Source organism: Chelatococcus sambhunathii (assembly GCF_001418005.1).
GTDB lineage: Bacteria > Pseudomonadota > Alphaproteobacteria > Rhizobiales > Beijerinckiaceae > Chelatococcus_A > Chelatococcus_A sambhunathii.
Window position 1 is genome coordinate 247,443 of sequence record NZ_LIOL01000003.1, and the last position, 25,240, is coordinate 272,682.

The window sequence follows — 25,240 nt, forward strand, 5'->3', positions numbered from 1 at the left end:
AGGGGGAACCATGCGCATCATCGGCTTCGGCGCCCATCCGGACGACGTCGAGATCTTCTTCTTCGGCCTCCTCGCCACCTACCAGGCGGCAGGCCATGACATCGGCTGGGTGATCGCGACGGATGGCGCCGCCGGAGGGGAGGGGGAGAAGGAGGCTCTGCGCCGCACCCGCCGGGCCGAGGCGCTGGCCGGCGCGGCCATCCTCGGCGTCACGCCGGTCTTCCTCGACGCGCCGGACGGCGCCCTGGCCGAAGACCGGGCGGTTGCCGGCCGCATCGCCGCCCTGATCGAGGAGATGGCGCCCGACCTTGTCGTGACCCATGCGCCGAACGACTATCACCCGGACCATCGGGCGCTCAGCCGCCTCGTGAGCGACGCTGCGCGCTTCCGCATGCCGGTGCTCTTCGCCGACACCCTGCTCGGGGTCGAGGCTGCGCCGACGATCTATGTCGACATCTCGGCCCATTTCGCCGCCAAATGCGCGGCCATCGCGGCGCATGCCTCGCAGCGGCCGCAGCGCTTCGTCGAGGCGGTGACGGGCTGGAACCGCTTTCGGGCGCTGCAGTGCGGCTATGACGGCGGCGCCTATGCGGAGGCCTTCTCCTTCTCGCCGCGCTTTCCCTTCAGCGACATTCGCGGCCTGCTGCCGCCGGCGCCGCCGCTGCGCCCGCTCGGCCGGCCGTTATCCCGCTAGCGCCCGCGCGCCTCGCCGATGAGCGCCTCGATCAGCCGCCGGCGCCGCGAGTTGCGCGGCCAGATCAGCCCGATGCGCCGGGTGATGGCGAGGCCCGACACCGGCAGCTTGGCGATGGCGAGCCCCTCGGGCCAGGGCGGCGGCCAGTCGGGCAGCAGCGCGACGCCGAGGCCGCGGTCGACCAGCACCGCGATGGCATCGAGCGCGTCGAGCTCGAATCGCTCGCGCGGCCGGATGCCGAGCCGGCGCAGCGCGACATCGACCAGCCGCCCGCCCCAGTGGTTGCGGTCGTAGCGGATGAAGGGCTCGCTCGCGAGAAGCCGCAGCGGGTCCTCTCTCGCCCGCTCGCCCGGCGCGACGAGGACGATGGGCTCCTCCCCCAGCAGGACGAAGGCGTGGGTCTTGGGCGGCGCGAAGGGCGGCTCGACGATGAGCGCCGCATCGAGCTCGCCGCCGATCACCCGATCGTAGAGCTCGATCGAGTTGCCCGGCTGCACATAGATCTCGACCTGCGGATGGTTGGCGGCGAGGCGTGCCAGCACGCCCGGCAGAAGGCCGGTGACAGCGGTGGCGATGGCGCCGATGCGCAGTTCGCCCGCCGGCGTGTCGGCGAGGGCGAGCGCCTTGAGCTCGCGTTCGTCGTTGAGGAGGCGGCGCGCCCGCTTGATGACGGCGGCACCGGCTTCCGTCGGCTGCATGGTGCGCCCGGCACGGGCAAGGAGGGAGGTGCCGAGCTCGGCCTCGAGCGCCCTGACGCGCTGGGCCACGGCGGCGGGCGTGATGGCGAGGCGCCGTGCCGCCTCGGCCATGGAGCCGTGGTCCGCCACGGCGATGAAACTCTCGAGGAAGCGCGTATCCATCGAACAGGAAATCTATCGTTTGAAGAAACAACAATAGAGATTTTATTTCGAAGGGCCAGCGGCGATGAGTGGGCAGGAAGGGTGCTATCCCGAAGCCGCCCGAGCGATTGTCACGGAGACGACCATGCCCCTCACCAATGAAGCCCGCGGCGTGTTCCCCATCGCGCCGACGCCCTTTTCCCCATCGGGCGAGATCGACTGGGCAAGCGTCGACCGGCTGTTCGACTTCTATCGCGAGATCGGCGCCGACGGCCTGACGGTGCTCGGCATCATGGGCGAGGCGCCCAAGCTGGAGGTCGAGGAATCGGTTGCGCTCGTCAGGCGCTGCCTCGCGCGCGTCGGCAACCTGCCCGTCATCGTCGGCGTCTCGGCACCGGGCTTCGCCGCCATGCGCGCCATGGCGCGCTCGGCCATGGATCTTGGTGCAGCCGGCGTGATGATTGCGCCGCCGTCGTCGCTGCGTACCGACGACCAGATCGTCACCTATTACGCCCAGGCGGTGGAGGCGATCGGCACCGACGTTCCCTTCGTCATCCAGGATTATCCGCTGACGCTCTCGGTCGTCATGACGCCCGGCGTCATCCGCCGCATCGTCATGGACAATCCCTCCTGCGTGATGCTGAAGCACGAGGACTGGCCTGGCCTCGAGAAGATTTCGGCGCTGCGCCGCTTCCAGCAGGACGGGTCCATGCGGCCGATTGCGATCCTGTGCGGCAACGGCGGCCTCTTCCTCGATTTCGAGGTGGAGCGCGGCGCCGACGGCGCCAACACCGGCTATGCCTTCCCCGAGATGCTGATCGACGTCGTCCGGTTGCAGGCGCGCGGCGAGCGCGATGCGGCCCATGACATCTTCGACGCGCATCTGCCGCTGCTGCGTTACGAGCAGCAGCCGGGCGTCGGCCTCGCCGTCCGCAAATATGTCATGATGCGCCGCGGCATCCTCGCCTCCGATGCGCAGCGCAAGCCGGCGGGCCGCTTGTCCGAGATGGCCGTGGCCGAGATCGACTATCTCCTCAAGCGCCTCGCCACCCGCGACCCGCGCGCCGCCGGGCTCGTCTGACGCTCCTTCAGGAGGTCGTCTGCTTCGCCTGATACCAGGGCCTCGGATGGCCCGTTGACCCTTCTCCCCGCATGCAAGTCGGACTTGCACATCAGAAGGTGGACCCCGGCCCTGCTCAGTTTCCGCTGCGGGAGAGGCGCGGCCGCATTCTTGCTGTATAATCCCTCTTTTCCGGTCCATAGCCACTGCCTCATTGCCTGGCGCCGTTCCCGGCGCCGCCGCAGCGTCACGGGCCTTGCCCGGGCGGTGCTTGACAGGTCGCCGCTCTCGCCCAATAGTAACTACCTGATGAGTTACTTAAGAGCGTGATCACACGCCCGCGCGATTCTCGCGCTTCATCGGGAGGACGGCACCATGGCCCCAGCCGCGGGTTCTCGTGCGAGCGGACGCATGCTTGTGCAATGGCTCGATTCGGCCTGGGTGCGGCCGGTGGGTCTCATGGTCGTCGTCGTCGTTCTATGGGAACTGGCGGTCAGGCTCTTCGCCATCCCGCCCTATCTGGTGCCCAAGCCGTGGGACGTCATCCTCGTCCTCGTCCACGACCGCGACATGCTGCTCGCCGAATCGATGCCGACGACGATTGCCACCATCGGCGGCTTTGCCCTTTCGGTCGCCGTCGGCATTCCGCTCGCCATGCTCATCGCCGGTTCGCGCACGGTGGAGGCCTATCTCTATCCGCTGCTCGTCTTCTCGCAGTCGATCCCGAAGGTGGCGGTGGCGCCGCTGCTCGTCGTCTGGTTCGGCTTCGGCATGGCGCCGAAAGTCATCTGCGCCTTCCTGCTCGGCGTCTTCCCCGTCGTCGTCGCCGGCGTGCAGGGGTTCAAGTCGGTCGAGCCCGACATGCGCGACCTCGCCCGCTCGGTGAAGGCCTCCTGGCTGCAGACCTTCATCATCGTCAGCCTGCCGCACGCGCTGCCGTCGATCTTCTCCGGCCTCAAGGTATCGGTGACGCTCGCCGTGGTCGGAGCCGTGGTCGGCGAGTTCGTCGGTGCCAATTCCGGCATCGGCTTCGTGCTGCAGCGCTCCATCGGCAATTTCGAGCTGCCGACGATGTTCGCGGCGCTCACCATCCTCGCCCTCATCGGCGTCGTCCTGTTCTGGATCGTCGACCTCGTCGAGCGCCTGGCCGTGCCCTGGCACGCCAGCCAGCGCGCCGACGTCATCGCGACCGCCTGATCCTCATCCCGCGCCAAGACGGGAGCACCGAAGCAACGCTCCGACAGAGCTTATGGGGAGGACATCATGTTGAAGGCCCGGTTTGTGAAGATCTTGTCCCTGGCGGGTATCGCGGCGTTTCTCGCAGGCGCGCAGGCCGAGGCCGCCGACAAGGCGGTGCTGCTGCTCAACTGGTATGTCTACGGCGAGCACGCGCCCTTCTATCTCGGCAAGAAGAAAGGCTTCTTCGCGGAGGAGGGCATCGACCTCGACATCCAGGAGGGGAGGGGCTCGGCGCTGACCGTGCAGGCGGTGGCGGCCAAGACGGTGCCCTTCGGCTATGCCGACGTGCCGACCATGATCCGCGCCGCCGTGAAGGGCGCGCCGGTCGTCGCCACGGGCATCGCCCTGCAGAAGAGCCCCATGTCCGTCATGGGCTTCTCCGAGAAGAACATCCGCACGCCCGACGACATCAAGGGCAAGACCGTCGCCATGACGCCCGGCGATTCCATGTCGCAGATCTGGCCCCTGTTCCTCAAGCGCACGGGCCTCAAGGAGGGCGATTTCCAGGTCGTCTCCGGCGACGCCCAGACGAAGCTCAACGCCGTCATCAACGGGCGCGCCGACGTGCTCCTCGGCTATGCCATGGACCAGAGCATGAAGATCAAGGACGCCACCGGCAAGGATGTCTTCCCGGTGATGTTCGCCGACTACGGGATCAACATGGTCTCGTCCGGCATCTTCGTGCACAGGGACATGCTCGGCGAGAACCCCGATCTCGTGCGCCGCTTCATGGCGGCTGCGACGAAGTCGATCGAATATGCCGAGAAGCACCCGGCCGAGGCGGCCGAGGCCGTGCTCGAGGCCCTGCCCAAGGCGGGCAAGAAGGAGACCCTGCAGGAAGGCTTCGAGCTGACGATCCCGCTCTATCACACGGACGAGACCAAGGGGCAGCGGCCGTGGCGCGTGAGCGACAAGATCATGGCCGACACGGTCGATCTCCTGGTACAGTACGGCGGCGTCGAGGCGGCGTCGGCCGGGGATCCGAAGGCGTTCTACACGAACGACTTCCTGCCCGCGGCGAGCCAGTGAGGGGTGCCGCGATGCCTGCCGCTGCGCGCCGCTTCACCGTGATCAGCCGGGACGAGCCGGCCAGGACGCGCCGTCTCATCGAGATCCGTGGCCTGAGCAAGACCTACCGCACGCGGGCCGGGGACGTGCCGTCCTTGTCCCCGGTCGACCTCGACGTCGACGAGGGCGAGTTCATCGCCGTCGTCGGCCCCTCGGGCTGCGGCAAGTCCACGCTCCTGAAGCTTCTCGCCGGCCTCATCGCGCCGACCGAGGGCGAGGTGCGCATCGACGGCGAGGCCGTGCGCGAGCCGCCGGACAATGTCGGCATCGTCTTCCAGAGCCCGGTCCTGCTCGCCTGGCGCACGCTGCTGCGCAACGTCATGATGCCCGTCGAGGTGCGCGGCCTCGACCGCGCCACGCATCTCGCCCGGGCGCACCAACTGCTCGAGACGGCGGGCCTCAAGGGCTTCGAGGACAAGTATCCCTGGCAGCTCTCGGGCGGCATGCAGCAGCGCGCCGCCATCTGCCGGGCGCTGGTGCACGACCCGGCGCTGCTCCTGATGGACGAGCCCTTCGGGGCGCTCGACGCCATGACGCGCGAGCACATGAACCTCGAGTTGCAGCGCATCCACGGCGAGACCAACAAGACCATCATCTTCATCACCCACTCGATCCCGGAGGCGGTGTTCCTGGCCGACCGGGTGGTGGTGATGTCGTCGCGTCCCGGCACGGTCGAGGCGATCTACAAGGTCGACCTGCCGCGGCCGCGCTCGCTGGAGATGATGGGCGAACGGTGCTTCGCCGAGATCACCAAGGAAATCCGCGGGCACTTCTATGCCCGCGGCGCATTGGACTGACGCCATGGCCCCACGGCTTCGCCTCCTCGACATCGCCTGTTTCGAGCGGCTCGTGCCGTTCACGCATGCCTTCCGCTTCGGCGCGGTGAGCGTGACGGCGGCGCCGCAGGCCTTCGTGTGCGTCACCGTCGAGGTCGAGGGCCACGGTATCGCGACGGGCGCCGCGGCCGAGATGATGATGCCGAAGTGGTTCGACAAGAACCCGGCGAAGAGCCCCGCCGACACCATCGACGACCTGCGCGCCGGGCTCACGCGGGCCGCGGCGGTCTATCGCGATGCCCGCGGCTTCGACACGGCCTTCGGGCATCATGCCCGCACGGTCGGCGAGACGGCGCAGGATGCGGCGCCGGCGCTGGTGCGCGGCTACGGCCCCGCCGTCATCGACAAGGCGATCCTCGACGCCCTGTTCAAGGCGCTCGGCGTCGACGCCGCGACGGGCCTCAGGCGCAACCTGCCGGGGCTCGATGCGCGGCTGACGCCGGACATCGAGGCCGGGCGGATCGACGACTTCCTCGCCGGTCTCGCGCCGCGGGCGGAGGTTGCCCTGCGCTGGACGGTCGGCCTCGGCGACGATCTTGCGGAGCTGCCCGGCGAGATCGCGCGCTCGTCGCTCCACTACCTCAAGCTCAAGCTCGGCGGCGACGTTGCGCGGGACCGGGCGCGCCTGGCCGAGATCGCTGGCATCATGGCGCGGGCGGGCACCATCACGGGCGTGACGCTCGACGCCAACGAGCAATACGACCTTCCCGGCCTCGCGGCGCTCGTCGAGGCGCTCACGTCCGATGCCGCCCTTGCTCCCCTGCGCGAGCGGCTGATGTATGTCGAGCAGCCGCTCGACCGTGCCACGACCCTCGCCCACGACCTCGGCGACGTCGCTGAGGGCATGGCCTTCATCATCGACGAGGCGGACGGCACCTACGATGCCTTTCCCGAGGCGGTGGCACGCGGCTACCGCGGCGTCTCGTCCAAGGCCTGCAAGGGCCTCTACAAGTCGCTCCTCAATGCCGTGCGGGCCCGGGCGCTGAACGAGGCCGCAGGGCGCCCCGGTCACTGCTTCCTGAGCGGTGAAGACCTCACCTGCCAGGCCGGCCTCGGCGTGCAGCAGGACACGGCGCTCGTCGCGCTCCTCGGCCTTGGCCACGTCGAGCGCAACGGTCATCACTATGTCGACGGCTTCGGGCCGGCGCCGGCGGAAGAGGCGGAGGCCTTCGCCGCCGCCCATCCCGACCTCTACGAGGAGCGCGACGGTCGCCTGCAACTCGCGACCGGCAGCGGCGCGCTCGCCACCCGTTCCCTCTTCCGCGTTCCCGGCCTTGCCGGCGGCGCCGAACCCATCTGGGGCAGCCTCGCGCGCCTCACTTCCCAATCCATTCTCGAAGGGCAGACATCATGAGCCAGCGTACTCTCGGCATCGTCATGCACGGCATCACCGGCCGCATGGGGCTCAACCAGCATCTCATCCGCTCGGTCGCCGCCATCCGCGCGCAGGGCGGCGTGCCGCTGTCGGACGGATCGCGCGTGCAGCTCGACCCCATCCTGGTCGGCCGCAATGCCGAGAAGGTCGAGGCGCTCGCCAAGACCCACGGCATCTCCCGCTGGACGACGGACCTCGACGCCGCCATCGCCAATCCCGACGACACCATCTTCTTCGACGCGGCGACGACGCAGATGCGGCCGGAACTGCTGGAGAAGGCGATCGCCACCGGCAAGCACATCTATTGCGAGAAGCCGATCGCCACCGACTTCACCAAGGCGCTCCGGATCTGCGAGCTTGCCGACGCCAAGGGCGTCAGGCACGGGGTGGTGCAGGACAAGCTCTTCCTGCCCGGCTTGCAGAAGCTGAAGTTCCTGCGCGATTCCGGCTTCTTCGGCCGCATGCTGTCGGTGCGCGGCGAGTTCGGCTACTGGGTCTTCGAGGGCGACTGGGGCCAGGCACCGCAGCGCCCGTCCTGGAACTACCGTAGCGAGGACGGCGGCGGCATGATCCTGGACATGGTCTGCCACTGGCGCTACGTGCTCGACAATCTCTTCGGCGAAGTGAAGGCCGTCTCCTGCCTCGGCGCGACGCACATTCCGGCGCGTGTCGACGAGCGTGGCAAGTCCTACCCGGCGACCGCCGACGATTCCGCCTATGCCACCTTCGAGCTCGAGGGCGGCGTCATCGCCCACATCAACATGTCCTGGTGCGTACGGGTCTATCGTGACGACCTCGTCACCTTCCAGGTCGACGGCACGCATGGCTCGGCGGTGGCCGGACTCACCGACTGCGTCATGCAGGCCCGCCAGGGCACCCCGCGCCCGGTGTGGAACCCGGACCAGAAGCAGACGCACGACTTCTATGCCGACTGGCAGCCGGTGCCAGACACCGCCGTCTACGACAACGGCTTCAAGACCCAGTGGGAGATGTTCATCCGCCACGTCGTCGAGGGCGCGCCCTACAAGTACACGCTGCGCGAGGGCGCCAAGGGCGTGCAGCTCGTCGAATGCGCGCTCGAGAGCTGGCGCGAGCGCCGCTGGGTCGACGTACCGCCGCTGCCGCTGAAGGCGGCGCGGGCCCAGGCGGCCGAGTGAGGGCAGGGAAACAGGCCATGAACGTCGTCGACCAGAGCCTCACCATCCGTCTGCCGCGCGCCGACCGGTCGCTCGAGACCTTCCGGCCGCGTGCGCCACGCGACTTTCCCGAGCGCGCGGCCGGCCCCATGAACCGCGTCGCCTTCTCGGCGGCGCATGTCGTCGCTGATCCGCTGCGCGAGGCGGACCCGTGGCTCGACTGCGCCATCGACTGGGACCGCACCATAGCCTACCGGGAGCACCTGTGGGACCTCGGCCTCGGCGTCGCCGAGGCCATGGACACGGCCCAGCGCGGCATGGGCCTCGACTGGCCGACCTCGCTCGATCTCATCACGCGCTCGGTCGCGGCGGCGAAGGCGCGCGGCGGGGCGCTCGTCTTCTCCGGCGCCGGTACGGACCATCTCGACCTTGCCGCAGTGAAGAGCGTCGACGAGGTGATCGCGGCCTACGAGACGCAGTTCGAGGCCATCGAGAAGGTCGGCGGGCGCATCATCCTCATGTGCTCGCGGGCGCTCGCCCGCGTGGCGGCGGGGCCCGACGACTACGTGCGCGTCTACGACCGGCTGCTGACGGGGGCGCGCGAGCCCGTCATCATCCACTGGCTCGGCGACATGTTCGATCCCGCGCTCGCCGGCTACTGGGGCACGCGCGAGCTCGCGGTGGCCATGGACACGGCGGTCGCCATCATCAACGCCCATGCGGCCAAGGTGGACGGCGTCAAGATATCGCTGCTCGACAAGGACCGCGAGATCGCCATGCGCCGGCGCCTTGCGCCGGGCGTGCGCATGTATACCGGCGACGACTTCAACTATGCCGAATTGATCGCCGGCGACGACAAGGGCTATTCCGACGCATTGCTCGGCATCTTCGATGCCATCGCGCCGGCAGCCTCGGCCGCGCTCGTCAGCCTCGCCAGGGGGCACGAAGCGACCTTCCACGACATCCTGTCGCCGACGGTGCCGCTGTCGCGCCACATCTTCCGGGCGCCGACGCGCTTCTACAAGACGGGCGTCGTCTTCATGGCCTATCTCAACGGCTGGCAGGACCATTTCACCATGGTCGGCGGCCAGGAGAGTGCGCGCTCGACGTTGCATCTCGCCGAGCTCTTCCGGCTCGCCGATGCGGCCGGCCTGCTGCGCGATCCGGCCCTTGCGGTCAGGCGCATGCGCCACGTGCTCGCGACGCGCGGCGTGGAAGGATGAGTGCATGAACCATATCGCTTCCACCGTCGCGGATGCGGCGTTGCGCGACTTCTCGCGGGACCACCGCTTCCTGTCGATCAACACGGCGACCGTGCGCAAGCAAGGCGACCTTCTCGCCATCATCGACGCCTGCGCGCGGGCGGAGATCCGCGCCATCTCGCCGTGGCGCGACCAGGTGGCGGCTGTCGGGCTCGATCGGGCGGTCACTGCCGTCAAGGCAGCCGGACTCGAACTCTCCGGCTATTGCCGTGGCGGCATGTTCCCGAGCGATGCGGCGCATCTTGCGGAGATGCGCGACGACAACCGCCGCGCCGTCGACGAGGCGAAGGCCCTCGGCGCGCCCTGCCTTGTCCTCGTCGTCGGCGGCCTGCCGCAATATTCGCGGCCGGGGTCGGCCCCGTCGAAGGACCTCGGCGCGGCGCGCATCATGGTGGAGGACGGCATCAGCGAACTGCTGGACTATGCCCGCTCCATCGGCATGCCGCTCGCCATCGAGCCGCTGCACCCGATGTACGCCGCCGACCGCGCCTGCGTGAACACGCTCGGCCAGGCGCTCGACATCTGCGACCGGCTCGATCCGGCTCGCACCGGCTTTCTCGGTGTCGCCTGCGACGTCTATCACGTATGGTGGGACCCGGACCTCTTCGCCGGCATCGCGCGGGCGGGGCGCGAGCGCATGCTCGCCTATCATGTCTGCGACTGGCTGGTGCCGACGCGCGACCTCTTGCTCGACCGCGGCATGATGGGCGACGGCGTCATCGACCTCAAACCCATCCGCGCCGCAGTTGAAGCGGTGGGCTACGCGGGTTATGCGGAAGTCGAGATATTTTCCGAGGACTGGTGGGCAAGGCCGATGGACGAGGTGCTGGCGACCTGCATCGCCCGCCATCGGTCGGCAGTCTAGAAGGGGCGGGGCGTCTTTCGTCACGCCGGGGCAGTGGAGCGTAACGACGGCATGGCGAAAACGAAGGCCGCCGAGGCGACAGCGGCGCCCGAAGGCGCGGTAGCGAAGCGCGAGGTGCGCACGCGCGATCCCGAGCGGACGCGCGGCAACATCCTCGCCGCCGCGACGGTGGAGTTCTCCTCGCGGGGCTTCGCTGGTGCGAGCATCGACGCCATCGCCAAGCGCTCGGGCGCCAACCGGCGCATGATCTATCACTACTTTGGCTCGAAGCGCGGGCTGTGGCTCGCCGTGCTCGAGGCGGCCTACGAGCGCGTGCGCACGGCCGAACTGCGCCTGCATCTCGAGCAACTCGCGCCGGAGAAGGCGATGCGGGCGCTTGTCGCCTTCACCTTCGATTCCTTTGTCGGCGAGCGCACCTTCATCAACCTGCTCAACAGCGAGAACCTGCACCAGGCGCGCCATCTCAAGGGCTCGACGCGCATCAAGACGATGCACTCGCCGCTCATCGGCATGATCCAGGACATTCTCGACAAGGGCGTGGCGGCCGGCGTCTTCCGCAGCGGCATCGACCCGGCGCAGCTGTGGATCTCGATTGCCGGCGTGTCCTTCTTCTATTTCTCCAACATCTTCACCCTGTCGGTGATCCTCGACCGCGACCTGATGTCGAAGAAGCAGATCGCCGAGCGCCGGGCCCACGTCGTCGATCTTATCCTGGCAGGCATCCGGGCCTGACCGTCCCCCTGGGACAATTCCCGGCGCTGACATTGCAATGCCCGCCTCCCCGCCGATATGTCGTTGAGGCTTCGGCGAGGAGAACGGCCATGGATCACACGCTGACGGGCATTCACCACCTGACGGCGATCACGGCGCAGGCGAGCGAGAACCACCGCTTCTACACCGGCGTGCTCGGCATGCGCCTCGTCAAGAAGACGGTGAACCAGGACGATACCTCCGCCTACCACCTCTTCTACGGCGACGGCGCCGCCTCGCCCGGCTCGGACGTGACCTTCTTCGACTGGCCCGTGGGGCGCGAGCGGCGCGGCACCCATGCCATCGTCAACACCGGCCTCAGGGTCGCGGGCGAGGAGAGCCTCGCTTGGTGGCGCGAGCATCTTGCCGAGGCAGGCTGCACGGTCGGCGAGATCGGTGAGCGGGCGGGGCGCGCCGCACTTGTCTTCGAGGACCCGGAGGGCCAGCGCCTCCACCTCGTCGACGACGGCGGTTCGGGCGAGGCCCATCCGTGGCCGGACAGCCCCGTGCCGGCGCATCACCAGATCCGCGGCCTCGGGCCGATCACACTTTCGGTGCCCGATCTCGCGCCGACGCAGTTCGTCCTCACCGAGGTGCTCGGCATGCGGCCTGAGCGCGTCCATCCCGTCGACGGCGGCACCACGCTGCATGTCTTCGCCATGGGCGAGGGCGGCCCGGCGGCCGAATTGCACGTCCTTGCCGAGCCCGGCCTCGGGCCGGCGATGCAAGGGGCGGGCGGTGTCCACCATGTCGCCTTCCGCACGCCGGACAGGGACGCTCTTAAGGCTTGGACAGCGCGGCTCGGCTCTGCCCGACTGCCCAACAGCGGCGAGGTGGAACGCTACTACTTCCGTTCGCTCTACTTCCGTGAGCCGAACGGCATCCTCTTCGAGATCGCGACCGACGGCCCCGGCTTCGCGGTCGACGAGCCGCTCGACAGCCTCGGCGAGAAGCTCGCGCTGCCGCCCTTCCTCGAGCCGCAGCGGGCGGCGATCGAGGCCAATCTGAAGCCGCTCTAACGCATTTTGCGCCGAATTTGCGCCGAAGTGGATGCCGGTTTGGCGCGAAGAAAATGTTCTGTTTAAAAGGATGGAAGCCTTTCCGGTTCAATTGCATAGGAAAGGTTTAGGGAAAGCGGTACGGCTTTTGCTCCCGTTGCCGGAAGGTCGAACCGGCAATGAGGAGCAGATGCACAACCTGACGATCGATCCCGACCGCCTGTGGCGGTCGATCATGGAGACGGCGGCCATCGGCGGCACGCCGAAAGGCGGCATCAGCCGGCTGGCGCTGACGGACCGCGACAGGCAGGCGCGGGACTGGCTGAAGAGCGCCTGCGAGGACCTCGGCTGCACGGTCACGGTCGACGAGGTCGGCAACATGTTCGCCGTGCGGCCGGGCAGGCTGGATGTGCCGCCGATCGCCGTCGGCAGCCACCTCGACACGCAGCCGACCGGCGGCAAGTTCGACGGCATCCTCGGCGTCCTCGCCGGGCTCGAATTGCTGCGTACGCTGGACGAGGCCGGCTACGAGACGAACGCGCCCCTCATGCTCGTCAACTGGACCAACGAGGAGGGCTCGCGCTTCTCGCCCGCCATGCTCGGCTCGGGCGTCCATGCCGGCGTCTTCGATCGCGCCTATGCCGACAGCCGCACTGACAGGCAGGGCGTGACCTTCGGCGAGGCACTGGATGAGATCGGCTATCGCGGGCCGGCCAAGGTGGGGTCCACGGCCTTCGGCGCCATGTTCGAACTGCACATCGAGCAGGGGCCGATCCTCGAGGCCGAGGAGAAGGCGATCGGCGTGGTCACCGGCGTGCAGGGCATGCGCTGGTACGAGATCGCGCTGACCGGACGGGAGGCGCATACGGGCTCGACGCCGATGTCCCTGCGGCGCGACGCGCTCGTCGGCGCGGCCCGCATCATCGGCGCGGTCGAGGCCATCGCGCGGACGCATCCGCCCGGCGTCGGCACTGTGGGCCTCGTGGAGGTCGGCCCCAATTCGCGCAACGTCATTCCCGGCCATGTCTTCCTGACCGTCGACTTCCGCCATCCCGACGATGCGGCGCTCGATGTCATGGAGGAGGCGCTCTTCGCGACGGTGGAGGAGGCGGGCCGCGCGAGCGGTCTGGAGCACGCCCTGCGGCAGGTCTGGAATTCGCCTGCCGTCGCCTTCGACCCGGCCCTCGTCGATGCCGTGCGCCGGGCCGCGGACGGGCTCGGGCTCTCCTGGCGGGAGATCGTCTCCGGCGCCGGCCACGACGCGGCCTATGTGGCGCGCATCGCACCGACGACGATGATCTTCGTGCCCTGCGCCGGCGGGCTCAGCCACAACGAGGCCGAGGCGACGTCCTATGAGGAATGCCGCGCGGGAGCGCAGGTGCTGCTCGCGGCCGTGCTCGACCACGACCGGCGCTGCTACGGCACCGCCTGAAGCATCGGCACCGCAGGACCGGCGCCGAGGTGGATCCCCGCGCGCCCGGCGGCGGCGCGGATGTGCGCCTCCATCGCGGCGCGGGCGCGCTCGCCGTTCCGCTCGACGAAGGCGGCGAGGATCGCGAAATGCTCGTCGGCCGTGTCGAACAGGCTGTCGCGCGCGACCATGGGCACGCGCTGGCTCTCGGTGGTCAGCGCGTGCGTGCGGCCGTGCACCTCCTGCAGGAGGCGGTTGCCGCAATGGGCGACGACGAGGTCGTGGAAGACGGTGTCCGCCTCCGCGGCGCCGACGACATCGCCCCGCCGGGCGGCATTGCCCATGCCCTGGGCAGAGGCGGCCAGTGTCTCGCGAGCCGGCTGGGGCATGCGCGGCGCCGCGAGCATGGCGGCGAGGCCCTCCACGGCAAGGCGCATCTCGAAGACCTCGGCGAGCGTGAAGCTTTCCCCGAAACGCCACGACGGCGCCTTCGGCCCTTCCTCGCGCGGTGCGACGAAGACGCCGCGGCCGATCTCGATGCGCACGATGCCGAGCGTCTCGAGCACGGAGAGGGCCTCCCGCAGCGAGGGGCGGGATATGCCCAAATCCTGGGCAAGCGTGCGCTGGGCCGGCAACTGGTCGCCGGGGGCGAGACCGCGGGCCCGGATCATGGCCTCGATGGCCTCTGCCGTCTTCATCGGTACGGAGCGATGCTCACGCCCGCGCGGCATGGCTGGTGTCACCTTCCTGCCTCCCGTCTCATCCTTCGCGGTGCTCCGTTGACCAATTTTCGCGCGCCGCTGCCTAGACTTGTTGCTTGAACCGGAAAGCGGCAGATCGCAGCCTTGACTGGTCAGACCGGTCAGTCCGGCTCGTCACCATGCTGGCCGGCACCGGGATTGGCAAGTCTGCAACATCACCTCCGGAACATCAGGCCCGGAACTTGGAGCGTAGGCCGACATGAACGGCATTGGCGAGACGGGGCAGGACGCCATTTCCTCGACGCCGGGCGTTTCTTGGCGCCCGCTGTCCGCGGCTGCCTTCGCGCCCTACGGCCGTGTCATCGAGGTCGGCGCGGCCGCCGTCGTGAACGAGGGCCATGCCCGGCGTCGCGACGCGCTGCTCGACCTCGAGAGCCGCGATCCGACGGCGCGGCTGTGCCTCGCCCATTTCGCCGTCTCGCCGCGGCCGGCCGGGGCCGGCATCGCCGGCCTCGAATGCCATCCCTTCTCGGCGCAGGCCTTCCTGCCGCTCGAGGATTGTGCGCCGCTCGTCGTCGTGGCGCTGGCGCGCGAGGACGGCGCCGTCGCCGCCGGGACGCTCGCCGCCTTCGTCGGCCGGCACGGCCAGGCCATCGTCTACGGGCCCGGCGTCTGGCATGCGCCGCTCACCACGGCCGACCGGCCGGCCGGATTCCTGATGGCCGTGTGGGAGGGCGAGCGCGAGCGGCTGCGCCAGGCGCGGCTCGACCGGCCTCTCCCGCTCCCCGGCCGTCCCGGGATCGTCGGCGCGGCCGCCATCGCATCCTTCATCCGATCCGCCACGAATGATCGGAGCGACAAGACCAGAGGACAGGAAGGAGTTTAGAGCATGGGTATCGGGCGACTGAGAACGGCCTTCGCCGCGGCGGTCCTGGCCGGAACGGCGCTGGCGGCCCCGGCGTTTGCCGCCGGCACGCTGCGCATCGGCATGACCGCCTCCGACATTCCGCTGACCACCGGCCAGACGGACAACGGCGGCGAGGGCATGCGCTTTATCGGCTATACGCTGTATGACGCGCTCATCAACTGGGACCTGACGAGCGCCGACAAGCCGTCAGGCCTCATCCCGGGCCTCGCCACCGAATGGAAGGTGGACGAGGCGGACAAGACCAGGTGGACCTTCAAGATCCGCGAGGGCGTCAAGTTCCACGACGGCAGCGCGTTCACCGCCGAGGCGGCGGTGTGGAACCTCGACAAGCTGCTCGATGACAAGAGCCCGCAATACGACCCACGCCAGGCGGCGCAGGGCAAGTCGCGCATTCCCGCCGTCGCCGCCTACAAGGCGCTCGACAAGTACACGCTCGAGATCGTCACCAAGGAGCCGGATGCGACGCTGCCCTATCAGCTCGCCTGGATCCTAATGTCCTCGCCCGCCAACTGGGAGGCGCTCGGCAAGAGCTGGGAAGCGGTCGCCAAGAAGCCGTCCGGCACGGGGCCCTGGATGCTGGCCGACGTCGTGCCGCGCGAGCGGGCCGATCTCGTGCCGTTCAAGGACCATTGGGACCAGAGCCGGGTGCCGAAGCTCGACAAGATGGTGCTCGTGCCCCTGCCGGAGCCGAACGCGCGCTCGGCCGCGCTCCTGTCCGGTCAGGTCGACTGGATCGAGGCCCCGGCACCCGACGTCATCCCGGCGCTGACGGGGGCCGGCCACCAGATCGTCTCCAACGCCCTGCCGCACAACTGGACGTGGCACCTGTCGCGCCTCGAGGGCTCGCCCTGGAACGACATCCGCATCCGCAAGGCGGCCAATCTCGCCATCGACCGCGAAGGCATGAAGGAGCTGCTCGGCGGCCTGATGCTCCCGGCCAAGGGGTTCTTCACGCCCGGCTCGCAATGGTTCGGCGAGCCGACCTTCGAGGTGAAGTACGACCCTGAGGCGGCGAAGGCCCTGCTTGCCGAAGCCGGCTACGGCCCTGACAAGCGCCTCAAGGTCAAGGCGCTGATCTCGCCCTCCGGCTCCGGCCAGATGCTGCCGCTGCCGATGAACGAGTTCATCCAGCAGAACCTCGCCGAGGTCGGCATCGATGTCGAGTTCGAGGTCGTCGAATGGAACACGATGATCAACATCTGGCGCGCCGGCGCCGGGCACGAGAGCGCCAAGGGCACGCAGTCGATCAACTTCAGCTATTTCATCCAGGATCCCTTCACCGGTCTCATCCGGCACCTCGCCTGCGATCTCAGGCCGCCGAACGGCACCAACTGGGGCCACTACTGCGACCCCGAGATGGACGCCCTCTTCAAGGAGATTCGCACCACCTTCGATGCTGCCGCACAGGACGAGGTGATGCGGCGCACGCATGAGAAATTCGTCGACGAGGCACTCTTCCTGATGGTCACGCACGACGTCGCGCCGCGCGCCATGAGCACGAAGGTCAAGGGCTTCGTCCAGGCGCAGAACTGGTACCAGAACTTCGGCTCCATCACGATGGACTGACCCCAGCGCTCCCGGCCGGCGCCATGCCGGCCGGGTCCGCCGCGCCCCTTGCTTCCGGGCATCGAACGGATGCGGCGCATCTCACGAAGGGTGGACGACGCATGCTCGCATATCTTCTCCGGCGCCTCGTCTATGTCGTCCCGGTGGCGCTCGGTGTCAGCCTGATCTGCTTCATGCTTGTGCACATCGCCCCGGGCGATCCGCTCGTGGCGGTGATGCCGCTCGACGCGACGGCCGAGCAGGAGGCCGAGATGCGCGCCGCCTACGGCTTCGACAAGCCGCTGCCGGTGCAGTTCGGCCTGTGGGTCGCCAAGGCGGCGACGGGCGACCTCGGCCGCTCCATCTCCACCGGCCGGCCGGTGGCGGGGGAGGTGATGACCGCTGTCGGCAACACCCTCGTGCTCGCCGCGGCGGCGAGCCTCATCGGCTTTCCGCTCGGGCTCCTCTGCGGCTTCGTCGCCGGCTATTTCCGCGACACCGGTGTCGACCGGGCCGTCACGGCCCTCGCCATCACCGGGGTCTCGGTGCCGAACTACTGGCTCGGCATGGTGCTCGTCATCGTCTTTTCCGTCACGCTCGGCTGGCTGCCCGCCATGGGGGCGGGGCCCGGCGGCTCGCGCGACTGGGGCTGGGACGCAGAGCACCTGCGCTATCTCGTCCTGCCGGCTGTGACGCTCGCCGTCGTGCCCATGGGCATCGTTGCGCGCACCGTGCGCGCCCTCGTCGGTGACATCCTCTCGCAGGAATTCGTCCAGGCGCTCTATGCCAAGGGGCTGATGCACGGCGGCGTGCTGCGCCACGTGGTGCGCAACGCCGCCCCCACGGCGCTCGCCGTCATGGGCCTGCAGCTCGGCTATCTCCTCGGCGGCTCCATCCTCATCGAGACGGTGTTCAACTGGCCGGGCACGGGCTTCCTGCTCTCCAACGCCATCTTCCAGCGTGATCTGCCGCTGTTGCAGGGCACCATCCTCGTGCTGGCGCTCTTCTTCGTCGCCGTGAACCTCCTCGTCGATCTCGCCCAGACGGTGATCGACCCGCGCATCAAGAGGACATGACGATGGCCGTCATCACCGAGAGCATCGCCGCCCCGGTGGAGCGCACGCAGGGCTACTGGTCGGGCGTCGCCCGCCGCTTCCGGCGCGATCCGGTCGCCGTCGGCTGCGCCGTCCTGCTCCTCCTGCTGATCCTCGCGGCGATCTTTGCGCCCTATCTCGGCCTGGCCGACCCCTATGCCGGCAGCATGGCGCGGCGTCTGCGCAGGATCGGCACGCCCGGCTTCCCGCTCGGCACGGACGAGCTCGGCCGCGACATGCTGGCCCGCCTCGTCTACGGCGGCCGGCTCACGCTCTTCCTCGGCATAACGCCCGTCGTGGCGGCCTTCTGCATCGGCACGGTACTAGGCCTCGTCGCCGGCTATGTCGGCGGGCGCACCAACACCGTCATCATGCGCCTCGTCGACGTGTTCTTCGCCTTTCCCTCGGTGCTGCTCGCCATCGCCATATCCGGCGCGCTCGGGGCCGGCATCGTCAATAGCCTCGTCTCGCTCACCATCGTCTTCGTGCCGCCGATCACCCGCGTCGCCGAGAGCGTCACGGCGAGCGTGCGCTCGCTCGACTACGTCGATGCGGCGCGGGCGTCCGGGGCGGGCGCCTTCACCATCGTGCGCGTGCATGTCCTCGGCAACGTGCTCGGGCCGATCTTCGTCTATGCGACGAGCCTCACCAGCGTCTCGATGATCCTCGCCGCCGGGCTCTCCTTCCTCGGCCTCGGTGTCAAGCCGCCGGAGCCGGAATGGGGCCTGATGCTCAACACCCTGCGCACGGCCATCTACATCAACCCGTGGGTGGCGGCGTTGCCGGGGCTCATGATCTTCGTCACGTCGCTCTGCCTCAATCTCGTCAGCGACGGCCTCAGGAGTGCGATGAATGTCCGCGACTGACCTTGCCCCCGTTGCGCCGCTGCCCGACCGCGGCGGCCCGCAGCAGCCGCTCGTCATCGCGCGCGACCTCAGGCGGCATTTCCCCATCCGCTCCGGCTTCTTCGGCCGGCGCACCGGCACGGTGCACGCCGTCGACGGCGTTTCCTTCGAGGTGGTGAAGGGCGAGACGCTCGGCATCGTCGGCGAATCCGGCTGCGGCAAGTCGACCACGGCGCGCCTCCTCGTCGGCCTCATCGCGCTCGACGCGGGCGACATCATCTTCGACGGCGACCGCCTTGGCGACGAACTTTCGCTGCGCGAGCTGCGCCGCGGCGTGCAGATGGTGTTTCAGGACAGCTACGCCTCGCTCAACCCGCGCCTCACCATCGAGGATTCCATCGCCTTCGGCCCCAGGGTGCACGGCATGAGCGAAGGGCAGGCGCGGCGGCGGGCGCGCGAGTTGCTGGCGAGTGTCGGCCTCGAGCCGGCGCGTTTTGCCGGCCGTTATCCGCACGAGCTCTCCGGCGGTCAGCGCCAACGCGTCAACATTGCGCGGGCGCTCGCCATGGCGCCGCGCCTCGTCATCTTCGACGAGGCGGTGTCGGCCCTCGACAAGTCGGTGGAGGCGCAGGTGCTGAACCTCCTCGCCGACCTCAAGGAGGAGCGCGACCTCACCTATGTCTTCATCTCGCACGACCTCAACGTGGTGCGCTACATCTCCGACCGGGTGATGGTGATGTATCTCGGCGAGGTGGTGGAGATCGGCCCGGCGGAGGCGGTCTACGCCCGTAAAGCGCATCCCTACACGGCCGCGCTCTTTGCCGCGATGCCGTCGATGGACCCGGATGCGCGCACCGAGGAGCCGCCCCTGGCGGGCGACCCGCCAAACCCCATCGATCCGCCCACGGGCTGCCGCTTCCACACCCGCTGCCGCTTCGCCGAAGCGGTCTGCACGGCGGTGAAGCCGGCGCTGGCGTCCGTTCCCGGCGAGGCCCGGGGAGGGGAGGCGAGAGCGGAGGCCCACGTCGCCGCCTGCCACATGCTGGTGGCCGGCTCCGGCCATTCGGCCGTCGGAGCCGCCGCATGACGAAGCCTCTCGTCGACATCCGCGATCTCAATGTCACCTTCTCCGGCGAGCGCACGGTGCACGCCGTCAACGGCCTCGACCTCTCGCTCGCCCCCGGCGAGGTACTTGCCATCCTCGGCGAATCCGGCTCGGGCAAGAGCGTGATGCTCAAGACGCTGCTGCGCCTCCTGCCGCCGCGTCGCACGGCCATCTCCGGCATGATCTCGGTCGACGGCGTCGATGTGCTCTCGCTTTCGGGCCGCCGGCTCGCCGACTACCGCGGCCGCACGGTTTCCATGGTCTTCCAGGAGCCGATGCTGGCGCTCGATCCCGTCTATTCCATCGGCGACCAGATCGCCGAGGCGGTGATGCGCCACGAGGGCCTCGGCCGCCGGGCGGCGATGGAGCGGGCGCTCGACATGCTGACGCGCGTGCGCATTCCCTCGCCCGAGCGGCGGCTGAAGGTCTTCCCGCACGAGATGTCCGGTGGCATGCGCCAGCGCGCCATGATCGCATTGGCGCTCGCCTGCCGGCCGAAGCTGCTGCTAGCCGACGAGCCGACGACGGCGCTCGACGCCACGGTGCAGATCCAGATCCTGCTCCTCCTGCGCGAGCTGCAACGCGAATTCGGCATGGGCGTCATCTTCGTCACCCACGACATCGGCGTCGCGGTCGAGGTCGCCGACCGGATTGCGGTCATGTATGCCGGCAATGTGGTGGAGACGGGCACGGTCGCCGAGGTCATCCGCGACGCCCGCCATCCCTATACGAAGGGCCTGCTTGCCGCGAATTTGCACGGCGCCGTCAAGGGTGCGCGGCTCGAGGCGATCCGCGGTGCGCCGCCGGCGCTCGAGAGGCCGCCCGAGGCCTGCTCCTTCGCGCCGCGGTGCGACTTCGCCGACGAGCGCTGCCGCACGGCCCCGCCGCCGGTGATCGTGCCGGGGCCGGGTCGCCGCGTCGCCTGCGTTCTCGCGGACAGGCTGGAGGCGGCTGAGTAGACCTTCAGGCGGCCGCGGCCGACAGGGTCAGCGCCCGGCGGATGGCGGCCGGCACCGGCTCGATGATCGGGACGGCGGAGCGGGGCGTCAGCAGCTTGGCGACGCGGGCGAGCGGCCCGCCGCCGATGATCACGGCCTCGGCGCCGTCCTCTTCGACGGAGGCATCGACGGCCGCGGCGAGCGCCGCTTCCAGCCGGGCCGGAGCCGCGGTCAGCTCGGTCGGGTCGCCTTCCGTGAGGCGCGTGCCGCGGAACTGGGCCGTGTAGCCGAGCGCGGCCGCGCGTGCGTTGATGGCCTCGACGAGGCCGGGCGTCGTCGTGACCACGGCGAACGGACGTCCGCCAGCGGCCGCCTCGGCCATGCCGGCTTCCCCGATGCCGATGACCGGGCAGGGCAGGGCGTCGCGCGCCGCATCGAGGCCCGGGTCGCCGAAGGCCGAGACGATCACGGCATCGACGCGCTGCCGGCCGGCCGCGATCTCGGCCGCGAGGTCCTTGGCCATCTGCGCGATGGCCTCGCCGCTCTTCGACAGGGCCGTCTGGTCGACGATCATGCGCGCGCCGAAGGGCGCCGTGCGCCCTGTTATCATGGCCGAACCCGCCGCCGCCTCGCGCGCGATGGCGACCATGGTGTCGGTCGTTGCCTCGTTCGAATTCGGATTGAAGAGGACGATGTGCACGTTAACTCCACGACCTCGTCGACGCTGCCGGCGGTGCTCCGTCATGGGACGGGAGGCACCCGAAAGTGGTCCATGGGCGGGCAGGTGCAAGCCGCGTGCCGCAACGTTTTCGCGGCCCGCAGCCGGCAGGTCGGACCGCCCGCGAGCGGTGCGCCATCTATGACCGAAGATGCCGCGAGCGCATATTCCCTCCCCGCATGGCTTGCATGCGGCAGCAGGGATGGCGCTGCAACGGCAGCGTTGTCAGCCCGAGCGGTGTGACAGTCCGTGGCCGCAGTCGCGGCTGGTGGGAAGCGCGATCGCTCCCGCCGATATGCCCGGCGGGCTCCACGGGGACAATCATGACGGACCCATTCAGCTTTGAAGAGCACCTTCGCAGCCATCAGATCGATAACGTCCTTGGTCATGACAGCTCGATTGGGGACCGTCATTGCTTGCCCGCAAATTGCGAGAGTAACGGATCCGGTGTCTGTACCGACCATTGCGAGGCGGATAAGTAGCAAGATGCAGGTGCCATGCGCCACCAGTGAAGGCTCCGCGGCGTGGCCGCGACAGATGGGGAGTGATCCGGGATGTTCGATTTGAGCGGCAAGTCGGCGCTGGTGACGGCGGCTGGACAGGGCATCGGTTTCGCGTCGGCCGTGGCCCTGGCCAGGGCCGGCGCCAGGGTCTTCGCGACGGATATCAACGAGGCGGCCTTTGCTGCGCTCAAGCAGGCGGATGCCCGCATCGAGCCCTTCCGCCTCGATGTGCTGAGCGACGCCGACGTTTCCGCCGCACGCGAGCGCACCGGTGCCGTCGACATTCTCTTCAACTGCGCCGGAATCGTCCATGCCGGGGCGATCCTCGACTGCCCGCCGGAGGATCTTGCCTTCGCGCTGCAGCTCAACGTCACGGCAGCCTACCGCACCATCCGCGCCTATCTGCCGGGCATGCTCGAGAAGGGCGGCGGCTCCATCATCAACATGGCTTCGGTTGCCTCGAGCGTGAAGGCGGTGCCCAACCGCTTCGCCTACAGCGCCTCGAAGGCGGCTGTGATCGGTCTCACCAAGTCGGTCGCCACCGACTATGTGGGGCGCGGCATCCGCTGTAACGCCATCTGCCCGGGCACGGTGCAATCCCCCTCGCTCGACGAGCGGCTGAGGGCTCAGGGCGATTACGAGGCCGCCAAGGCCGCCTTCATCGCCCGCCAGCCCATCGGCCGCATCGGCAAGCCGGAGGAGATCGCGGCCCTCGTCGTCTATCTTGCCAGCGACGAGGCCGCCTATACCACCGGCCAGGCCCACGTCATCGACGGCGGCTGGACGATGTGATCGTCGTGCGGCCGGTCGGGAGCGGGACGCCGACCGCCCGGCTGGACGAACGCTGACGGTTCGGGCATTTGCTCCCTTCGAACAATTGACGGATGCCCCGCGCCGCAGCCAAATCCGTGCTTGCGGCAGGGGCGCCGATGCGCCGGAGGGACGAGATGACATTCGACGTGGGCGCCCGCCTCAGACAGATCAGGCAAGCCGCCGGCCTGTCGCAGCGCGAGCTGGCGTCCCGCGCCGGCGTGACCCACGGGCTCATCTCGCTCATCGAGCAGAACAAGAACAGCCCGTCCGTCGCCTCGCTGCGCAAGATCCTCGAAGGCATTCCGATGACCATGGCCCAGTTCTTCGAGGAGGACCGGCCGGTCAGGAACAAGGTGTTTTTTGCCGCCGACGAGCTCGTCGACCTCACCTCGCGCCTGCACCAGGTCAACGGCACGCGCGCCCGAGGCAAGCTCACGCTGCGCCAGGTGGGCGACGCCCATGCCCACAACCTGCAGATCCTGCACGAGAGCTACGAGCCGGGCGCGGACACGGGGCTCACCATGCTCGCCCACGATTCGCACGAGGGCGGCGTGGTGCTGACGGGCGAGCTGGAGGTGACGGTGGGCGACGAGGTCTGCGTGCTCAAGGCCGGCGACGCCTATCTCTTCGACAGCCGCATCCCGCACCGCTTCCGCAATGTCGGCAAGGGGCGCTGCACGGTCGTCAGCGCCTGCTCGCCGCCCTATCTGTGAAATGAAAAGGGCGGCCCGCGAGCCGCCCCTCTTTCGTCACGTGCCCTTCGGACTGTACCCGAACATCGACTTGACCTCGAGGAAATCCTCGAGGCCGTAGCGGCCCCACTCGCGGCCGTTGCCGGATTGCTTGTAGCCACCGAAGGGGGCGGCGAGGTCGCCGGGCGAGCCGTTGATGTGCACCATGCCGGCACGGATGCGCCGCGCCACGGCGCGGGCGTGGTCGAGGTCGCCGGAGGTGACGTAGCTCGACAGGCCGTAGACCGTGTCGTTGGCGATGGCGATCGCCTCCTCCTCGTCCCGGTAGGGCAGGATGGAGAGCACCGGCCCGAAGATCTCCTCGCGCGCGATGGTCATGTCGTTGCGCACGTCGGCGAAGACGGTCGGGCGGATATAATAGCCGCGGTTGAGGTGCTCCGGCCGGCCGGGGCCGCCGGCGACGAGCCGGGCGCCCTCGGCGATGCCCTGCTCGATAAGGCGCTGGATCCTGTCGAACTGCACTTTGCTGACGACGGGGCCGATGGTCGTGCCCTCGGCGCGGGGATCGCCCACCACCGTCGCCGCGGCCACCTCGCGCGCGACGGCGATCGCCTCCTCCTGCCGGTCGGCGGGCACCAGCATGCGCGTCGGCGCGTTGCACGACTGGCCGCTGTTGGAGAAGCACTGGCGCGTGCCGTGGGTGACGGCGCGCACGATGTCCGCATCGGGCAGGATGATGTTGGGCGACTTGCCGCCGAGCTCCTGCGCCACGCGCTTGACCGTGTCGGCGGCCGCCCGCGCCACGGCGATGCCGGCCCGGGTCGAGCCGGTGAAGGAGACCATGTCGATGTCCGGATGGGTGGCGAGCGCCTGGCCCACCGTCGGCCCGTCGCCGTTGACCATGTTGTAGATGCCGGCCGGCACGCCGGCCTCGTGCATCACCTCGGTGAAGACGATGCCGGAGATCGGGGCGACCTCGCTCGGCTTGATCACCATGGTGCAGCCGGCGGCGAGCGCCGGCCCGACCTTGCAGGCAATCTGGTTGAGCGGCCAGTTCCACGGCGTGATGAAGCCGCACACGCCCACAGGCTCGCGGGTCACCACGGTCTCGTTGACGACCTCGTCGAATTCGTAGTCGCGCAGGACGCGCAGCACCTCCGAGAGATGGCCGAGGCCGGCGGCGGCCTGTGCCTGCCGGGCGAAGCTTATCGGTGCGCCCATCTCGTCACTGATGGCCTCGGCGATGTCATCGTAGCGCTTCTTGTAGACGGCGATCACCGATTCGAGCAGCTCGACGCGCTCCTTGCGGCTCGCATGGGCGAAGCGGCCGAAGGCGCGCTTGGCCGCGGCCACGGCCTTGTCCACATCGGCCGTCTCGCCGAGCGCGATGCGGGCATAGGCCTCTTCGGTCGCCGGATTGACGACCTCGAGCGTGCGCCCGCCGGAGGCCGGCACCCAGGCACCGTCGATGTAGAACTGGAGATGGTCCTTCATGGCTTCGCTTCTCTTGATTTATGCCCGCGACCGAGCGCCGCTGGACGCTCAAAATTCTATGCATGACAGTGGTAGGATGGTTGCTGGCTCGCCGCAAGCGGGGATCGTCAAGGCCGGCAGCAGAGTGCCTCTGCCGACCTAAGACGGGCCAAGGCGTCGCCAAACGGCAGCGCTGCAAGAGGAATGCAGCCGGGGGACAGCGCCGGAAGCCCGTTTCGGATGTTGGCAGGCTCGGCGATTGGTCCGGCTCCCCGCCTATTGAGAGGGCTTGCCTTCCGCGGCCCGCTCAATATTTTGAGCGAAACGACAACCGGCAGCCGCGGCAGGACGA

24 protein-coding genes are annotated in these 25,240 nt (G+C 69.0%); 20 read left to right on the plus strand and 4 right to left on the minus strand.

All coding sequences use genetic code 11. The features are described from left to right. Positions 1-10 precede the first annotated feature (10 nt). Positions 11-694 carry a PIG-L deacetylase family protein gene (locus ASC46_RS07745; RefSeq protein WP_055458715.1) on the plus strand — a complete coding sequence of 228 codons (684 nt, stop codon included), beginning with the start codon at positions 11-13 and terminating at the stop codon, positions 692-694. On the opposite strand, the gene ASC46_RS07750 is transcribed toward ASC46_RS07745, so the two are convergent. Then, a complete protein-coding gene (locus ASC46_RS07750) occupies positions 691-1,554 on the minus strand; it encodes a LysR substrate-binding domain-containing protein (RefSeq protein WP_055458716.1) in 864 nt (287 codons plus the stop codon). The two genes, ASC46_RS07745 and ASC46_RS07750, sit on opposite strands and share 4 nt — an antisense overlap. A 124-nt stretch (positions 1,555-1,678) precedes the next feature. On the opposite strand from ASC46_RS07750, the gene ASC46_RS07755 reads away from it, so the two are divergent. From ASC46_RS07755 to ASC46_RS07805, 11 genes are all read left to right on the plus strand, one after another. After that, positions 1,679-2,614: a dihydrodipicolinate synthase family protein gene (locus tag ASC46_RS07755; protein ID WP_055458968.1), complete on the plus strand. Its 936-nt coding sequence runs from the start codon at positions 1,679-1,681 to the stop codon at positions 2,612-2,614. 390 nt (positions 2,615-3,004) lie between these two features. Further along, on the plus strand, positions 3,005-3,790 hold the full coding sequence (locus ASC46_RS07760; protein ID WP_055458717.1) for an ABC transporter permease: 786 nt from the start codon (positions 3,005-3,007) through the stop codon (positions 3,788-3,790). Positions 3,791-3,856: 66 nt separating this feature from the next. Beyond that, positions 3,857-4,861, plus strand: a complete 1,005-nt coding sequence (locus ASC46_RS07765) for an ABC transporter substrate-binding protein (RefSeq protein ID WP_055458718.1) — start codon at positions 3,857-3,859, stop codon at positions 4,859-4,861. Positions 4,862-4,872: 11 nt separating this feature from the next. Then, positions 4,873-5,697, plus strand: coding sequence for an ABC transporter ATP-binding protein (locus ASC46_RS07770; RefSeq protein WP_055458719.1), 825 nt, complete (start codon positions 4,873-4,875; stop codon positions 5,695-5,697). A gap of 4 nt (positions 5,698-5,701) precedes the next feature. Further along, positions 5,702-7,090, plus strand: a complete 1,389-nt coding sequence (locus ASC46_RS07775) for an enolase-like domain-containing protein (protein ID WP_055458969.1) — start codon at positions 5,702-5,704, stop codon at positions 7,088-7,090. Then, on the plus strand, positions 7,087-8,268 hold the full coding sequence (locus ASC46_RS07780; protein WP_055458720.1) for a Gfo/Idh/MocA family protein: 1,182 nt from the start codon (positions 7,087-7,089) through the stop codon (positions 8,266-8,268). Before ASC46_RS07775 ends, ASC46_RS07780 begins: the two co-directional genes overlap by 4 nt. A 17-nt stretch (positions 8,269-8,285) precedes the next feature. Further along, positions 8,286-9,470, plus strand: coding sequence for a dihydrodipicolinate synthase family protein (locus tag ASC46_RS07785; RefSeq protein ID WP_055458721.1), 1,185 nt, complete (start codon positions 8,286-8,288; stop codon positions 9,468-9,470). 40 nt (positions 9,471-9,510) lie between these two features. Further along, the gene (locus ASC46_RS07790) at positions 9,511-10,374 is read left to right on the plus strand and encodes a sugar phosphate isomerase/epimerase family protein (protein ID WP_055458970.1); all 864 of its coding nucleotides are present in this window, start codon (positions 9,511-9,513) and stop codon (positions 10,372-10,374) included. Between the two features lie 51 nt (positions 10,375-10,425). Next, positions 10,426-11,106: a TetR/AcrR family transcriptional regulator gene (locus tag ASC46_RS07795; protein WP_082464753.1), complete on the plus strand. Its 681-nt coding sequence runs from the start codon at positions 10,426-10,428 to the stop codon at positions 11,104-11,106. A gap of 89 nt (positions 11,107-11,195) precedes the next feature. After that, positions 11,196-12,143, plus strand: a complete 948-nt coding sequence (locus ASC46_RS07800) for a ring-cleaving dioxygenase (RefSeq protein WP_055458722.1) — start codon at positions 11,196-11,198, stop codon at positions 12,141-12,143. A gap of 169 nt (positions 12,144-12,312) precedes the next feature. After that, the gene (locus ASC46_RS07805) at positions 12,313-13,554 is read left to right on the plus strand and encodes a Zn-dependent hydrolase (RefSeq protein WP_082464754.1); all 1,242 of its coding nucleotides are present in this window, start codon (positions 12,313-12,315) and stop codon (positions 13,552-13,554) included. Here the strand turns inward: ASC46_RS07805 and ASC46_RS07810 are convergent. Next, on the minus strand, positions 13,539-14,276 hold the full coding sequence (locus tag ASC46_RS07810) for a FadR/GntR family transcriptional regulator (RefSeq protein WP_141659668.1): 738 nt from the start codon (positions 14,274-14,276) through the stop codon (positions 13,539-13,541). The genes ASC46_RS07805 and ASC46_RS07810 overlap by 16 nt on opposite strands. A 217-nt stretch (positions 14,277-14,493) precedes the next feature. Between ASC46_RS07810 and ASC46_RS07815 the strand changes: the two genes are divergently transcribed. The 6 genes from ASC46_RS07815 (at position 14,494) to ASC46_RS07840 (ending at position 20,710) form a co-directional block, all read left to right on the plus strand. Then, a complete protein-coding gene (locus ASC46_RS07815) occupies positions 14,494-15,120 on the plus strand; it encodes an ureidoglycolate lyase (RefSeq protein WP_055458725.1) in 627 nt (208 codons plus the stop codon). A gap of 3 nt (positions 15,121-15,123) precedes the next feature. Next, entirely contained in the window at positions 15,124-16,728 is a 1,605-nt protein-coding gene (locus ASC46_RS07820) for an ABC transporter substrate-binding protein (RefSeq protein WP_055458726.1), read from the plus strand. Positions 16,729-16,829: 101 nt separating this feature from the next. Next, positions 16,830-17,783, plus strand: a complete 954-nt coding sequence (locus ASC46_RS07825; protein ID WP_055458727.1) for an ABC transporter permease — start codon at positions 16,830-16,832, stop codon at positions 17,781-17,783. Beyond that, positions 17,780-18,667 carry an ABC transporter permease gene (locus ASC46_RS07830; protein WP_055458728.1) on the plus strand — a complete coding sequence of 296 codons (888 nt, stop codon included), beginning with the start codon at positions 17,780-17,782 and terminating at the stop codon, positions 18,665-18,667. Before ASC46_RS07825 ends, ASC46_RS07830 begins: the two co-directional genes overlap by 4 nt. Next, positions 18,654-19,733, plus strand: coding sequence for an ABC transporter ATP-binding protein (locus ASC46_RS07835; RefSeq protein WP_055458729.1), 1,080 nt, complete (start codon positions 18,654-18,656; stop codon positions 19,731-19,733). Before ASC46_RS07830 ends, ASC46_RS07835 begins: the two co-directional genes overlap by 14 nt. Next, complete coding sequence (locus tag ASC46_RS07840) at positions 19,730-20,710, plus strand: ABC transporter ATP-binding protein (RefSeq protein ID WP_055458730.1); 981 nt, start codon at positions 19,730-19,732, stop codon at positions 20,708-20,710. The genes ASC46_RS07835 and ASC46_RS07840 overlap by 4 nt, the downstream gene beginning before the upstream one ends. 4 nt (positions 20,711-20,714) lie before the next feature. Here the strand turns inward: ASC46_RS07840 and ASC46_RS07845 are convergent, their stop codons facing one another. Then, positions 20,715-21,389 (minus strand): aspartate/glutamate racemase family protein, encoded by a 675-nt coding sequence (locus ASC46_RS07845; RefSeq protein ID WP_019403499.1) that lies wholly within the window; start codon positions 21,387-21,389, stop codon positions 20,715-20,717. A gap of 572 nt (positions 21,390-21,961) precedes the next feature. On the opposite strand from ASC46_RS07845, the gene ASC46_RS07850 reads away from it, so the two are divergent. Continuing rightward, positions 21,962-22,702: an SDR family oxidoreductase gene (locus tag ASC46_RS07850; protein WP_055458731.1), complete on the plus strand. Its 741-nt coding sequence runs from the start codon at positions 21,962-21,964 to the stop codon at positions 22,700-22,702. A gap of 155 nt (positions 22,703-22,857) precedes the next feature. Beyond that, positions 22,858-23,436 (plus strand): cupin domain-containing protein, encoded by a 579-nt coding sequence (locus ASC46_RS07855; protein ID WP_050996660.1) that lies wholly within the window; start codon positions 22,858-22,860, stop codon positions 23,434-23,436. Positions 23,437-23,472: 36 nt separating this feature from the next. Here ASC46_RS07855 and ASC46_RS07860 read toward each other — a convergent pair whose 3' ends face one another. Continuing rightward, positions 23,473-24,909 (minus strand): aldehyde dehydrogenase family protein, encoded by a 1,437-nt coding sequence (locus ASC46_RS07860; RefSeq protein WP_055458732.1) that lies wholly within the window; start codon positions 24,907-24,909, stop codon positions 23,473-23,475. Positions 24,910-25,240 lie beyond the last annotated feature (331 nt).